General features: G+C 64.6%; 19 protein-coding genes. 14 read left to right on the forward strand and 5 right to left on the reverse strand.

Annotated elements, in window-relative coordinates; translation table 11 throughout:
- Positions 1–85 precede the first annotated feature (85 nt).
- Positions 86–406 (forward strand): hypothetical protein, encoded by a 321-nt coding sequence (locus LB525_RS21020; protein WP_224546614.1) that lies wholly within the window; start codon positions 86–88, stop codon positions 404–406.
- 420 nt (positions 407–826) lie between these two features.
- On the opposite strand, the gene LB525_RS21025 is transcribed toward LB525_RS21020, so the two are convergent.
- The 3 genes from LB525_RS21025 to LB525_RS21035 form a co-directional block, all read right to left on the reverse strand.
- Entirely contained in the window at positions 827–1,531 is a 705-nt protein-coding gene (locus LB525_RS21025; RefSeq protein WP_224525761.1) for a glutathione S-transferase family protein, read from the reverse strand.
- 133 nt (positions 1,532–1,664) lie between these two features.
- Positions 1,665–2,873: a beta-ketoacyl-[acyl-carrier-protein] synthase family protein gene (locus LB525_RS21030; RefSeq protein WP_224546616.1), complete on the reverse strand. Its 1,209-nt coding sequence runs from the start codon at positions 2,871–2,873 to the stop codon at positions 1,665–1,667.
- A gap of 4 nt (positions 2,874–2,877) precedes the next feature.
- On the reverse strand, positions 2,878–3,132 hold the full coding sequence (locus LB525_RS21035) for an acyl carrier protein (protein WP_041003067.1): 255 nt from the start codon (positions 3,130–3,132) through the stop codon (positions 2,878–2,880).
- A gap of 204 nt (positions 3,133–3,336) precedes the next feature.
- Between LB525_RS21035 and LB525_RS21040 the strand changes: the two genes are divergently transcribed.
- From LB525_RS21040 to LB525_RS21060, 5 genes are read left to right on the forward strand one after another with little or no spacing between them, the layout of a single operon-like run.
- Positions 3,337–4,218 (forward strand): urease accessory protein UreD, encoded by an 882-nt coding sequence (locus LB525_RS21040; RefSeq protein ID WP_224546627.1) that lies wholly within the window; start codon positions 3,337–3,339, stop codon positions 4,216–4,218.
- A 21-nt stretch (positions 4,219–4,239) separates the two neighbouring features.
- On the forward strand, positions 4,240–4,542 hold the full coding sequence (locus tag LB525_RS21045) for an urease subunit gamma (RefSeq protein WP_041003069.1): 303 nt from the start codon (positions 4,240–4,242) through the stop codon (positions 4,540–4,542).
- A gap of 12 nt (positions 4,543–4,554) precedes the next feature.
- Complete coding sequence (locus tag LB525_RS21050) at positions 4,555–4,809, forward strand: DUF1272 domain-containing protein (RefSeq protein ID WP_224546629.1); 255 nt, start codon at positions 4,555–4,557, stop codon at positions 4,807–4,809.
- A gap of 25 nt (positions 4,810–4,834) precedes the next feature.
- Positions 4,835–5,428 carry a HupE/UreJ family protein gene (locus LB525_RS21055; protein WP_224546631.1) on the forward strand — a complete coding sequence of 198 codons (594 nt, stop codon included), beginning with the start codon at positions 4,835–4,837 and terminating at the stop codon, positions 5,426–5,428.
- A 7-nt stretch (positions 5,429–5,435) separates the two neighbouring features.
- On the forward strand, positions 5,436–5,741 hold the full coding sequence (locus LB525_RS21060; protein ID WP_224546641.1) for an urease subunit beta: 306 nt from the start codon (positions 5,436–5,438) through the stop codon (positions 5,739–5,741).
- Between the two features lie 20 nt (positions 5,742–5,761).
- Here LB525_RS21060 and LB525_RS21065 read toward each other — a convergent pair whose 3' ends face one another.
- The gene (locus LB525_RS21065) at positions 5,762–6,247 is read right to left on the reverse strand and encodes a hypothetical protein (protein WP_224546659.1); all 486 of its coding nucleotides are present in this window, start codon (positions 6,245–6,247) and stop codon (positions 5,762–5,764) included.
- A 201-nt stretch (positions 6,248–6,448) separates the two neighbouring features.
- Positions 6,449–6,835: a hypothetical protein gene (locus LB525_RS21070; protein WP_224546643.1), complete on the reverse strand. Its 387-nt coding sequence runs from the start codon at positions 6,833–6,835 to the stop codon at positions 6,449–6,451.
- Positions 6,836–7,002: 167 nt separating this feature from the next.
- Between LB525_RS21070 and ureC the strand changes: the two genes are divergently transcribed.
- The 8 genes from ureC (at position 7,003) to LB525_RS21110 (ending at position 13,683) form a co-directional block, all read left to right on the forward strand.
- A complete protein-coding gene (gene ureC, locus LB525_RS21075) occupies positions 7,003–8,715 on the forward strand; it encodes an urease subunit alpha (RefSeq protein ID WP_411971034.1) in 1,713 nt (570 codons plus the stop codon).
- Between the two features lie 93 nt (positions 8,716–8,808).
- Positions 8,809–9,402 carry a hypothetical protein gene (locus LB525_RS21080; protein WP_224546645.1) on the forward strand — a complete coding sequence of 198 codons (594 nt, stop codon included), beginning with the start codon at positions 8,809–8,811 and terminating at the stop codon, positions 9,400–9,402.
- A 56-nt stretch (positions 9,403–9,458) separates the two neighbouring features.
- Positions 9,459–10,064, forward strand: a complete 606-nt coding sequence (locus tag LB525_RS21085; RefSeq protein ID WP_224546647.1) for a glutathione S-transferase family protein — start codon at positions 9,459–9,461, stop codon at positions 10,062–10,064.
- Entirely contained in the window at positions 10,061–10,645 is a 585-nt protein-coding gene (ureE, locus tag LB525_RS21090) for an urease accessory protein UreE (RefSeq protein ID WP_224525744.1), read from the forward strand. Before LB525_RS21085 ends, ureE begins: the two co-directional genes overlap by 4 nt.
- Positions 10,608–11,309 (forward strand): urease accessory protein UreF, encoded by a 702-nt coding sequence (locus LB525_RS21095; RefSeq protein ID WP_411971039.1) that lies wholly within the window; start codon positions 10,608–10,610, stop codon positions 11,307–11,309. The genes ureE and LB525_RS21095 overlap by 38 nt, the downstream gene beginning before the upstream one ends.
- A gap of 454 nt (positions 11,310–11,763) precedes the next feature.
- Positions 11,764–12,204: a DUF3995 domain-containing protein gene (locus LB525_RS21100; protein ID WP_224546649.1), complete on the forward strand. Its 441-nt coding sequence runs from the start codon at positions 11,764–11,766 to the stop codon at positions 12,202–12,204.
- Positions 12,201–12,833, forward strand: coding sequence for an urease accessory protein UreG (ureG, locus tag LB525_RS21105; protein ID WP_140628301.1), 633 nt, complete (start codon positions 12,201–12,203; stop codon positions 12,831–12,833). Before LB525_RS21100 ends, ureG begins: the two co-directional genes overlap by 4 nt.
- An 82-nt stretch (positions 12,834–12,915) precedes the next feature.
- Positions 12,916–13,683 (forward strand): class II aldolase and adducin N-terminal domain-containing protein, encoded by a 768-nt coding sequence (locus tag LB525_RS21110; protein WP_140628305.1) that lies wholly within the window; start codon positions 12,916–12,918, stop codon positions 13,681–13,683.
- Positions 13,684–13,811: the final 128 nt, after the last annotated feature.

Genomic DNA, 13,811 nt, shown 5'->3' on the forward strand with positions numbered 1-13,811 from the left:
CGAATTGTCCGGCGCCGGAGCAATTCCAGGAAGGCGGTGGACGCTTTCCCTCCGAAACTGCGACCGAGAATGCAGGAGCCGTCAGATGGCAACGAACAGCAGAAAAACCGCGCCCAAGAAGGCCAGGGCTAGCCAATCCAGGACGACGCAAGCCCAAGCCGGCCCGGCGGCGGCCGAACGATCGAAGGACGCCAAGCCGACCTTCGGTAAGGCAGCGCCGAAGAAAGTGACGCCCGGCGCGGCCCACAAGGTCGCGGCCAAGAGCGCGAAACATGCCAAGTCGCCGGCAAGCAAATCGGGGCCGATCCGCACCGTGGCCAGCGTCGCCACAGGAGCAGTCGTCGCCACCGCGCGCCTCGCGGCTTCCGTGTTCGGTCGCGGTGATGCCAAGGCCAAGGCGAAGTAGCCCCTTTACGCGATTCCGGACGGCGAAGTCGCCGAGCCGGACCTTCGCGATTGGCCACCACGACAGCACGGTCGTCATTCTAGGGCGGAGCAAGGAGCGAAGCGACGCGCGCAGACCCTAGAATCCATGCCGTGACGCTAAGGCGTTGCTGCGGTTACAGAATTCTGCACCGTTGCACTCTACGGCAAGGGCCACGGCATGGATACTCGGGTCAAGCCCGAGTATGACGACGACACGGGGGTTTCGGCTAATCTCCAACGCAGGCGCTAGCCGCGCCCGCTTAGCCACCGCCATCTTCAGCCAAAGCGCCTTTTCCGAGCGTCGAACCAGCCCGGCATGGGCCGCGCGATCAACCTCGGTCAAGCGCGCCCGCAGGGCTTTTTTTGTTGCGCCCACCGCTGCACGTTTCCCGAAGCTACTTCAGCCCTTCGCCGGGATGGTCAGGCCCCTCTTCACCGCAGGCCGTGCCAGGCCGCGCTCCAGCCATTCGGCAACGGTCGGGAAATCGTCGAAACCGACCAGGTCGCGCGCCTCGTAGAACCCGATCAGGTTGCGCACCCAGCCCAGCATCGAGACATCGGCGATGGTGTAGTCGTCGTCCATGATCCACTTGCGGCCCTTCAGGCGCGTTTCGAGCACGCCGATCAGCCGCCGCGACTCGTCGCGGTAGCGCTCCAGCGGCCGCTTGTCAGCAATTTCGCGCCCGGCGAATTTGTGGAAGAAGCCGACCTGCCCGAAGATCGGGCCGATCGCCGCCATCTGGAAGAACACCCATTGGATCGCCTCGTAGCGGCGCGCCGGATCGGCGGGAATGAGCTTGCCGGTCTTGTCGGCCAGATAGAGCAGGATGGCGCCGGACTCGAACAAGCCGATCGGCTTGCCGCCCGGACCGTCCGGATCGATGATCGCCGGTATCTTGCCGTTCGGATTGAGCGACAGGAATTCCGGCGTCCAGCTCTCATTCTTGCCGATATCGACATAATGCGGCTCATAAGGCAGGCCGATCTCCTCCAGCGCGATCGACGCCTTCACGCCATTGGGCGTCGTGGCGGAATAAAGCTGCAGGCGCTCGGGGTGCTTGGCCGGCCAGCGCTTGGCGATCGGAAAGGCGGACAGGTCGGTCATCGCAAACTCCGGATGCGGATCGGCGGCGGGCGGCGCTCATGGCGGGTCAGGGAGAATTAGGATGCCGGCCGGCCGGGATCAATACACCGGCAAGCGGCTTGGCATGGACACACAGTCAATCGGTCGGCCGCGGTCAGACCGCCTTGAAGGCCAGCACCGCATTGGTTCCGCCGAAGGCGAAACTGTTGCTGACCGCCGCGCGCACCCTGCGCTCGCGCGCCGTGTTCGGCGTCACGTCGAGATCGCATTCCGGGTCCGGCTCGCGGTAATTGGCGGTCGGCGGCACGATGCCGTCGCGGATCGCCATCACGCAGGCGATCATCTCCAGCCCGCCCGAAGCGCCGAGGCAATGCGCATGCATCGACTTGGTCGAGGACACCGAAAGCGAACGGGCATGCCCGCCGAATACGCGCTTGATCGCCGCGGTCTCGATCTGGTCGTTGGCCTTGGTGCCGGTGCCGTGCGCGTTGAGGTAGTCGACATCTTCCGGATTGAGCCCGGCATCCGCCATGCAAAAACGCATTGCCGCTTCCGGTCCCTCGATGGTCGGCGCGACGATGTCGGAGGCATCGGCCGAAAGCCCGACGCCGGCGATCTCGGCCAGAATCGTGGCGCCGCGCGCCATCGCGTGATCGTAGCTTTCGAGCACCGCCATGCCGGCGCCTTCGCCGAGCACCAGCCCGGCGCGATCGGCCGAGAACGGCCGGCAGGTGTCTGGCGAAAGCACCCTGAGCGCCTCCCAGCCCTTAAGCACGCCCCACACCAGCGGCGCTTCGGTGCCGCCGGCGACCATCACGTCGGCGCGACCGAGCCTGATCTGGTCGACCGCCGAGGAAATCGCATGGTTGGCCGACGAGCAGGCCGAGGTGGCGCCGAAAACAGGGCCGCGCAACCCGAGATTCATGCTGACCTGGCCGGCGGCCGCGCCCGGCATCACTTTCGGCACGGTGAAGATGGCGGCGCGGTTGCGCCCTTCGAGCAGGATGGCGCGGTAGTTCTCCTCGATCGTCTCGAAGCCCGCGACGCCGATGCCGACGATTGCGCCCATCCGGTAAGTGTTGTCGGCATGCGCGGTCAAGCCCGATTGCTGCATGGCTTCCCGCGCCGCGATCACGGCCAGCAGGCTGAAGCGGTCCATCGACACGACCTGCTTGCGGTCGATGCCATGGTCCGGCAATTGCTTGATTTCGCAGCCGGTCTTGACCTTGAGGTCATGCAGCGACGGATTGTCGATAGGGCCGATGGCCGAGCGGCCGGCGCGCATGGCGTCCCATATCGCCGCCGCATCGTTGCCGAGCCCGCAAATCCCGCCAATACCGGTGATGACGACGCGTTTTTGCATGCAGTCAGGCTTTTTTCGCGATCAGTTCGCGAACCGCCTCGACCATGTCGCCGACGTTCTTGAGGTTGCTCCAGGCATCGACCGTGTTCATCTCGATCTCGATGCCGTACTTTTCCTCGAGATCGAAGATGATCTCGGTCAGCTCCAGCGAATGGATGCCGAGCGTGCCGAGATCGGTGCTGGCGGTGATTTCCTCGCCGCCGGTATCGGCATGCGCCTTGATCTTTTCGATGATCTCGGTCGTCAGCTGGTCAGCCATTCGGTTCCTTCCCTGTCGTTGCCCGACGCCAACTGATCAGCGCCTCTTTTTTTGATCCCCGGACCCAACAAACGCCGTTGCCCTTACCTCGCCAGGCACCGCGCGACCGCTCCAAGGTGGCTTCCCTCTATAGAAACCGAAACGATGTCAAGCAACAAGCGATATCGACAAAGCCGCCGGAGTGCTTAACCTGGGATCATGGACATGATCGGCAACACTTTGACATCCCAGCCTGCCTCGCCTTTGGCCGCCCCTCCCTTGCCTGCCCCGCAACGTGTTGCCGGACTGGGCAGGCTTTTCTGCAGCAAGAGCGGCGGCCGGACGCGCCTGCGGCGGCTCTATCAGGACGGATCGGCCAAGATCCGCCTGCCGGCGGTGCAAGGCGATCCGCTCGAGGCGGTGCTGATCAACACCGCCGGCGGGCTGACCGGCGGCGATCGCCTCGGCTGGACGGTCGAGGTCGGCGCGGACGCCTCCGCCGCCGTCACCACCCAGGCCTGCGAGAAGGTCTATCGCGCCGCCGCCGACAGGGCCGAGACAAGCGTCAACCTGCGGGTCGGTCCGGGCGGCCGCATCGCCTGGCTGCCGCAGGAAACCATCGTTTTCGACCGGGCCGCCTTCTTCCGCACGCTGGATGTCGAGCTTGGCGACGATGCCGAGGCATTGATGCTCGAAGCCACGCTGTTCGGCCGGCTGGCGATGGGCGAGCGGATGGTTCAAGGCAGTTTCCGTGACCGCTGGCGGGTTCGCCAGGGCGGTGCGCTGGTCCATGCGGAGGATTTCCGGCTCGGCCCGGACATCGCCGCAACGCTCCAGCGCCGGGCGGCGACCGGCGGCGCGCTTGCCGTTGCCACATTGCTGCTGGTGTCGCCGCAGGCTGAAAGTCTGCTGGAGCCGGCCCGCGCCATCATCGGCGACCCCGCCATCGGTGGTTGGGGCGGCGCCAGTTTCTGGCGCGTCGGCCGATCTGGCAAGCTTCTTGCGAGGCTCTGTGCCGGCGACGGCTACCAGCTCCGCAAGCGGCTGGTTCCGCTCGTCGAACTGCTCAATGGGCGGGCGGGCCTGCCTAAATTGTGGTCACTCTGATTTCGATTGCCGGGAAGTTGCATGAACCTGACGCCGCGTGAAAAAGACAAGCTGCTGATCGCCATGGCGGCGATGGTGGCGCGCAAGCGGCTGGAGCGCGGCGTCAAGCTCAACCATCCCGAAGCCATCGCCCTTATCACCGACTTCGTCGTCGAAGGCGCGCGCGACGGCCGCCCGGTCGCGGAACTGATGGAGGCGGGTGCGCATGTCGTCACCCGCGCCCAGGTCATGGACGGCATCGCCGAGATGATCCACGACGTCCAGGTCGAGGCGACATTTCCCGACGGCACCAAGCTGGTGACCGTGCATGAACCGATCCGGTGAGGAGGAAGACAGATGCTGGAGCTCAGGCCGAATTGCGAATGCTGCGACAAGGATCTGCCGCCGGAAGCGACCGATGCGCTGATCTGCACCTTCGAGTGCACCTTCTGCGCCGACTGCGTGGACAATGTGCTGGGTGGCGTCTGCCCCAATTGCGGCGGCAATTTCGCGCCGCGGCCGATCCGGCCGGCGGCCAAGCTGACGAAATATCCGCCGTCGACCAGGCGCGTGCTCAAGGCCGAAGGCTGCGGTGCGCGCAAGGCCGCTTGACCGGTTCAATTGGAAGGGCAGAAAGATGATCCCCGCTTCGACGAAACGTGCCACGCTTGCCGCGATCCTTTTCCTGGCAGCCGCCATGCCGGCCTATGCCCATGTCGGCATCGCCACGACCTCGTCCTTCGCCGCCGGTTTCGCGCACCCGCTGTCCGGTCTCGACCACATGACGGTCATGATCGCCGTCGGCTTGTGGGCGGCGCTGAAGGGCGGCAAGGCTATCTGGGCCTGGCCGCTGGCCTTTGTCGGCGTGATGCTGGCCGGCGGCGCGCTCGGTATGCTGCATGTGCCGATGCCTTTCGTCGAGCCCGGCATCCTCGCTTCCGTGGTGACGCTTGGCCTGCTGGTGGCACTGGCGATTGACCTGCCGGTCTCGACCGGGATCGCGGTCATCGGTCTGTTCGCGCTGTTCCATGGTCACGCCCACGGCACGGAAGTGCCCGAAAACGCCGGCGGGCTGGAATACATTGCGGGCTTCGCCGCCGCGACGGCCCTTCTCCATGCCGTGGGCATCGCGGCGGCCCTCAGCCTCGGCATGCGCTTCCGCAGCCTAGCGCGCGCTGCGGGTGCGGCTTGCGCGGCGGCCGGCGTCGGCCTCGCCTTCGGCGTGTTGTGAGGGCGCGATGATCCCCGGCGAAATCATCGCGGCCAAGGGCGAGATCGAGCTCAACAAGGGGCTGCCGACCGTCACGCTCAAGGTCGCCAACAGCGGCGACCGGCCGATCCAGGTCGGCAGCCACTATCATTTCTACGAGACCAATGAGGGCCTGAAATTCGACCGCGAGAGCGCGCGCGGCATGCGGCTCGATATCGCCGCCGGCACCGCGACGCGCTTCGAGCCCGGACAGGAGCGCGACGTCACGCTGGTGCCGCTGGGCGGCAAACGCGAGGTCTATGGCTTCCAGCAAAAGGTGATGGGCAAGCTGTGACGTCCGCCGGCGCGCTCACATCACTTCGGAGGCTTGGCGGCGGCATAGATGACGACCTTCCCCGGATTGTCGAACTCTACGGCGAGCACGTCCTCGGCCTGCACGCGCCGCGAATCGATCGCGTTGAAGAGCAGGGCGTTCGCCTCGATCTCCTGGCGCAGTTCGGCGACGTCCTCCTGATGCTGCTTCACCTTGTTCTCTATCGCCGGCGGCGGCCCGCCCTCGCTGCGCGCCGCGTCGGTCAGGAACACGATGTCGACCGTGTCGAGCTTGGTGATCTTGCGCACCGCGCCGATATTCTCGCGGGTGCGGTCGATGGCCGTGATGACCTTTCCGGCCTCCGTCGTGGAGAGCGCCTCTTCCTGCCGGACATCGGAATCGACGATTGCCGCGGCGGGCCGGCCGTTGTCCAGCGGCTGCGCCGCGGACGCCGTGTGGGCGGCCGCCATGAAAAGCGTGGCGGCAGCCACGGGACTCCATTTTGCAAAACGCGGGGCAGTCGCCATCGCTCGCTCCTGACTGAACTCGTGGCGGGGCGAAAACAGCGAAACGGTCCTGTCTGGCCGCTGGTTCCCTTCAAAAGCCGGCAGGCGGACCGCAACGCGGCCCGCATTCCCTTCAAAATATGGCAGGCGGACCGCAACGCGGCCCGCATTCCCTTCAAAATATGGCAGGCGGACCGCAAGGCGGCCCGCCTGGGCGTGCAATCAGCTCGCTTTCTTGGTGATCAGCGTCAGCGCGCCATTGGGCTGCATGCTTGCAGCGATCACTTGCGCGGAGCTCATGCCCTTGGCTTCGAGCGCGGATTTGACCTTGGGCGTGGCGTCGATCGACTTGCGCAATGTCTGCAGGCCGGCATCGCCGCGTTGCGCCACGATCTGGTTGACCTGCGTCTGCGTGTCCTTGGGCAGTTCGGTGATATCGACGACATTGACGCTTTGGATAGCGGGCGCCGCGGGCTGGGCTTTCGGCGCGGCGGGCGCGGCGGGCGCGGTCGGCGCGGGACTGGGCTGCGGCGTCGGCTGCTGCTGGGCATTGGCAGTGCCCGCCATCAACGTGGTGGCGGTTGCGGCGAGAAGAATCGCTTTGAGCATGGATATTCCTTCCATCGGTTTGGCAAACGGTCGTTCTGGGCTGACCGGGGCACCTCAACCGCCAAATGGGAGCGCAAGGTGTCGCCGAGCGGGTCATTGCGTGACCATTGGGTGGCGACAATGTGCACCTCGCGTTCATTCAACCTGAATTTCGGGAGCAATCGCTGATGGCCAGGATAAGCCGTGCCGCCTATGCGCAGATGTATGGACCGACGGTCGGCGACAAGGTGCGGCTTGCCGACACCGAGCTCTTCATTGAGGTGGAGAAGGATCTCACCGTATACGGCGAGGAAGTAAAATTCGGCGGCGGCAAGGTCATCCGCGACGGCATGGGCCAAAGCCAGGTGACGCGGGCCGGCGGCGCCGTCGATACCGTCATCACCAATGCGCTGGTCGTCGATGCGCTCACCGGCATCGTCAAGGCCGATATCGGCCTGAAGGATGGCCGCATCGCCGCGATCGGCAAGGCCGGCAATCCGGACACGCAGGCCGGCGTCACCATCATCATCGGCCCCGGCACCGAGATCATCGCCGGCGAGGGCAAGATCCTCACGGCCGGCGGATTCGACGCGCACATCCATTTCATCTGCCCGCAGCAGATCGAGGAAGCGCTGATGAGCGGTGTCACGACAATGCTGGGCGGCGGCACGGGCCCCGCGCATGGCACGTTGGCCACCACCTGCACGCCGGGACCCTGGCACATGGCGCGCATGATCCAGTCCTTCGATGCCTTTCCGATGAATATCGGCCTGTCGGGCAAGGGCAATGCGTCAAAGCCGGCGGCGCTTGAAGAGATGGTGCTGGCCGGCGCCTGCTCGCTGAAGCTGCATGAGGACTGGGGCACGACCCCGGCCGCCATCGACTGCTGCCTGTCGGTCGCCGACGATTACGACGTGCAGGTGATGATCCACACCGACACGCTGAACGAGTCGGGCTTCGTCGAGAACACGGTGGCGGCCATCAAGGGCCGCACCATCCATGCCTTTCACACCGAGGGCGCCGGCGGCGGCCACGCGCCCGACATCATCAAGGTCTGCGGCCTGCCCAACGTCATCCCTTCCTCGACCAACCCGACCCGGCCATACACGGTCAACACGCTCGCCGAGCATCTCGATATGCTGATGGTGTGCCACCATCTGTCGCCGTCGATCCCGGAGGACATCGCCTTTGCCGAAAGCCGCATCCGCAAGGAGACGATCGCCGCCGAGGACATACTGCACGACATCGGCGCCTTCTCGATAATCTCTTCCGACAGCCAGGCCATGGGCCGCGTCGGCGAGGTGGCGATCCGCTGCTGGCAGACCGCCGACAAGATGAAGCGCCAGCGCGGCGCGCTGCCGGACGAGACCGGCGACAACGACAATTTCCGCGTCCGCCGCTACATCGCCAAATACACGATCAATCCGGCCATCGCGCATGGCCTGTCGAAGGAGATCGGCTCGATCACCGTCGGCAAGCGCGCCGATCTCGTGCTGTGGAATCCGGCCTTCTTCGGGGTCAAGCCGGAGATGGTGCTGGTCGGCGGCTCGATCGCCGCTGCCCCGATGGGCGATCCGAACGCCTCGATCCCGACGCCGCAGCCGATGCACTACCGGCCGATGTTCGGCGCCTATGGCAAGGCCTTGACCAATTCATCGGTGACCTTCGTCTCGAAGGCCGCCTTCGACGCCGGCCTGCAGGGCAGGCTGGGCGTCGACAAGGCGATGATCGCGGTCGAGAACACGCGCGGCGGCATCGGCAAGCATTCGATGGTGCTCAACGACGCCACGCCACATGTCGAGGTCGATCCCGAAACCTACGAAGTGCGGGCCGACGGCGAGCTGTTGACCTGCGAGCCCGCGACCGTGCTGCCGATGGCGCAGAGGTATTTCCTGTTTTGACAGGCGGCTGATCGGTGAATGGGCAAATATCGTTGCGGCTCGCGCGCGCAGACCGCAATATGCGGCAAAGCAGCAGCCGCATTGTGATTACGCATGCCCACCGAAATCGCCTCTCCCCACGACATCTTCCCGCATATCCGCATCGTCATGGGCATGGTGATCGGCCTCGGCGTCACGCGGCTGCTTTCGGGAACTGCCCGCATCGTCCAGCATCCAGGCCAGTACCGGCTCTACGCAGTGCATCTCGCCTGGGTCGCCTCGGTGCTGTTGATGCTGGTGCATTTCTGGTGGTGGGAGTTCGGCCTCTACGCGATCGAGAACTGGACCTTCGGCAAATATCTTTTCATCATCTTCTACGCCATCACGCTGTTCCTGCTTTGCGCGCTGCTGTTTCCGGATTCGATGCTCGACTACACCAGCTACGAGGATTATTTTTACTCGCGCCGCGCCTGGTTCTTCGGGCTGCTGGCGGCTACCTATCTGCTCGACGTGATCGACACGCTGCTCAAGGGCCCGGAGCATTTCGCCCGCTTCGGCAATGAATATCTGTTCCGCACGCCGGTCTTCGTCGCGCTTTGCCTGGTGGCGATCCTGGTACGCGACCGCCGTTTCCACATCGCTTTCGTCGCGGCTGCGCTTGTCTACCAGGTATCGTTCATCCTGCGGCTCTTCGACACCATCGTCTGAGCGCCATTGGGCTGATACGGGCGATGGTCTAAGGTTTCGGAAAAGCAAGGTTAACCATGTACAAGGCCGTCGGATCGCGCGGATCCCGGGTCAGCCGGGTGCTCTGGATGCTCGAGGAGCTCGGGCAGCCCTACGAATTCGTCGAGGTGAAGCTGCGCTCGCCGGAGGCTTACGCGCTCAACCCCTCCGGCAAGGTGCCGATCCTGATCGACGGCGACCTCCAGGTGACCGACTCGGCGGCGATCTGCGTCTATCTGGCGGACAAGCATGCCGACAAAGGCATGGGCGCCAATCCGGGTCTTGCCGGCCGTGCCGAGATGGATTCCTGGATGCATTTGGCCCAGAGCGAGCTGGAAGCGCCGCTGTGGAACAAGCTGCGCCACCGCTTCCTGCTGCCCAAGGATGTGCGGGTCGATGTCGGCCCGGCCGCAGCCTATGATTTCGCATCCGAAATAAAGGCGCTGGAACGGCGGCTTGGCGACAAGCCCTTTGCGCTGGGCGACCGCTTCTCGGCCGTCGACGTGCTGCTGGGCGATATTGGCGCCTGGGCTCGTGCCGGCCGTTTTCCGATCGAGTCCCAGCGCGTCAACACCTATTTCGATCGTGTCCTCGGGCGCCCCGCTCGTGCCCGTGCCCAAGCCAATGGCGGAGCCATGAAATGAAGCTCAACATCACCACCGATTTCACCAAGTTTCCGCGCGCTGTCTCGGTCGTTCCAGCCGGCGAGGCCGGCTCAGCGCCGCCCTACGACAAGGCAGTGCTGCCGCATGACGAGCGGCACCTGCGCCGCCGCGCCGTTGAAACCGCCGGCGGCGACAAGGTGCTGGTCGACCTGCCCGAGCCGGTGGCGCTCGGTAATGGCGACCGGCTGGTGCTGGAAGACGGCCGCCAGCTCGAAATCGTCGCCGCGCCCGAGGAGGTCTACGACATCCGCGCCCGCGACGCGGTTCATCTCACCGAACTTGCCTGGCACATCGGCAACCGTCACCTCGCGGCGGCGATCGAGGCGGAGCGCATCCTTATCCTGCGCGATCATGTCATCAAGGCGATGCTGGAAGGCCTCGGCGCCACGGTGAATGAGGTTTCGCAGCCGTTCAGCCCGGTGCGTGGCGCCTATTCCGGCCATGACCACGGCCATTCGCATGATCACGATCATGACCACCACGGCCATGATCACCACGGCCATGATCACGATCACCACGATCATGCGCACGACCATCACCACGACCACCATCATGACTGAGGAGCTTTCCAGCGTCGCGCTGCTGCGACTGATGGCCTGGCTGTCGCCGTCCTTTCCGGTCGGCGGCTTCTCCTACAGCCACGGGATCGAGCGCGCCGTGCATGACGGGCTGATCGCGGATCGTGACGATCTCGCCGGCTGGCTGGAGACGCTGGTCGAGATCGGCTCGGGCTGGAACGACGCTGTGCTCTTCGCCGAAAGCTGGCGCCGCGGACGTGACGGCGGCGATCTCAGCGAGGTTGCCGCGCTGGCCGAAGCGCTTGCCGGGTCGCAGGAGCGGCACACGGAAACCATGCTGCAGGGCACAGCCTTCCTCCAGGCGGCGTCGGCCTGGTCGTCTCGAGCGCTGGAGCGCCTGCCGGCCGATTGCCCCTATTGCGTAGCAGTCGGCGCCGTTGCGGGCAGCAGCGGCATCGGCCTTTCGGAGGCGCTCTCCGCCTTCCTCCAGGGTTTCTTCTCCAATCTCCTGCAAGCGGCAATCAGGTTGGGTGTCGTGGGCCAGGTCGATGCCGTCGCATTGTTAGCCGGCTTCGAATCGCTGGCGCTGGCGACTGCGTCGCGCGCCGCCGCATCGACGCTCGATAATCTGGGTGGCGCCGCCTTCATGTCGGACATCATGGCGATGAACCATGAAACGCAATATTCGCGGCTGTTCCGGTCATGACCTTTAGCGCAAACAGGATACGCATAGTAAACGCCTTTCGAGACCTCCGATCATTGCCCGTCACTGTGGTGGGGCATTCCGCAGGATCGACGATCAATATTGGATTTGGAAGATTGCTTCCACTCCGTTACGCGAAGCGCCGATCGGGGCGTCGCCGCCCCGGTTACGCAAAGCTGGCTGAACGAGACCTGTTTCTGCTTTCGGCGGACTGGGAGGTTCAGGGAGCTTGCGGTTATCGCCTTCGTTCGTCGGACAATCCGGGTCGGATCGCAAAGGAAGTACAGTCCTTGATAGGTAAGACAGTCGTGAAAACCTCGCTGAATGGATTTCACCGACAGGTCCAGATCCACTTTACCGATCGCCGGACATTACGGATCCAGCCGGACCGCTACGATTTTGACGGCTGGGACCTAAGAACCGGTCGAGATATCCTCTCTCCGGGAAGTGATCGCTGATGACCATCCTTGCCGTCATCCTCTCCTTCGTCCTGCTCCTGGTCACAACGCTGCATGTCTATTGGGGCATAGGCGGGATCTGGCCGGGCACGGACCAGGCATCCTGCGCCCGCGCCGTCGTCGGCTTCCGCGGCGTCGATGAGATGCCATCGTCATTCGCGAGTTTTGCTGTCGCTGCTTGCCTCGCGCTCGCGACGCTCTGGCCACTGGCGCTCGCGGGTGTCTTTGCGACGCCCTTTCCACGGGCAGGGTTGGCCGCTACGGCGTTGATGATCGGCCTCGTCTTCCTCGGCCGCGGCATTGCCGGCTTCGCGCCCTGGTGGCGCCGGCTTGCGCCCGAACAGCCTTTCGCGCGGCTTGACCAAAGCCTTTATTCGCCGCTTTGCCTCTTGATCGGGGCAGGCTTCGCAATCCTTGCCATCACGGAGTTTCCGGCATGACATCGAAAAACGGTCCTCTTCGCATCGGCATCGGCGGCCCGGTCGGCTCCGGCAAGACGACGCTCACCGAAAAGCTCTGCAAGGCGTTGCGCGACGATTTTTCGATCGCCGTCGTCACCAACGACATCTACACCAAGGAGGATGCTATGATGCTCGCGCGGCTACAAGCATTGCCCGAAGAGCGCATCGTCGGCGTCGAGACCGGCGGCTGTCCGCACACCGCCATCCGAGAGGATGCCTCGATCAATCTGCGCGCCATTGCCGAGCTGAACAAAAAATTCCCCGATCTCGACATCATCTTCATCGAATCCGGCGGCGACAACCTCGCCGCCACCTTCTCGCCTGACCTTGCCGACTTGACCCTCTACGTCATCTCGGTCTGCCAGGGCGAGGAGATCCCGCGCAAGGGCGGCCCGGCCATCACCCGCTCGGATTTCCTGATCATCAACAAGAGCGATCTGGCGCCCTATGTGAACGTCAACCTCGACGTCATGGAGAGCGATGCCGGCCGCATGCGCGGCAAAAGGCCCTTCGGCTTCACGGATCTGTCGCGCGGCAAGGGCTTGCAGGAAGTGATCGACTTCATCGTCGAACAGGGCGGCCTGCAGTCGGCGCGCCCGGCGGCTTGATCCGCTGAGCCAGCGTTTATCGGTTGCTGGCAGCCGCCATGCGCGGCATTCTCGGAAAACGAACCCAAGCGGAGGATTTTCGATGAGCCTTGCCCGCCTGCACAAGGAACCGCTGAGCAACCTGCCCTATTATGAGGAACGGGTCGATCTCGCCGCCGCCTTCCGCTGGACGGCGCGGCTCAACATGCATGAGGCGGTGGCCAACCACTTCTCGCTGTCCGTCAACGACGAAGGCACGAAGTTCCTGATGAATCCCAACCAGGTGCATTTCTCGCGCATCAAGGCGAGCGACCTGCTGCTGATCGACGCCAACGATCCGGACACGCTGTCCGGCCCCAACGCGCCCGACCCGACCGCCTGGGGCCTGCATGGCGCCATCCACCGCAACGTCCCGCATGCGCGCTGCGCCATGCATGTCCATTCAATCCACGCCACGGTGCTTGCTTCGCTCGCCGATTCGACGCTGCCGCCGGTCGACCAGAACTCGGCCATGTTCTTCAACCGCCATGTCGTCGATGCCAATTATGGCGGCTTGGCCTTCGAGGAAGAGGGCGAGCGCTGCTCGCAGCTTCTCACCGACCCCAAGGTCAAGGTGATGGTCATGGGCAATCACGGCGTCATGGTCATCGGCGACACCGTCGCCGACACCTTCAACCGCATGTTCTATTTCGAACGCGCCGCCGAGACCTACATCAAGGCGCTGTGGACCGGCCGTCCGCTGCGCACGCTCTCGGACGAGATCGCCGAGAAGACCGCGCGCGAGATGGATGATTATCCCGGCCAGGCCGAGCGTCACCTTGCCGAGTTGAAGGCAATCCTCGACGAGGAAGAGCCGGTCTACCGGAATTGATCTTCCTTCTCCCCGGTTACGCTATACACATCCTCTGTGGCTGGCGTGACCGATCAGGCCGAGGCTTGATTGCCAGGTGGTTCCCCCAATCCGTCGCTGCTTCGCAGCGCCACCTTTCCCCCCTCCGG

The sequence above is a fragment of the Mesorhizobium sp. CA16 genome, from assembly GCF_020165175.1.
GTDB lineage: Bacteria > Pseudomonadota > Alphaproteobacteria > Rhizobiales > Rhizobiaceae > Mesorhizobium.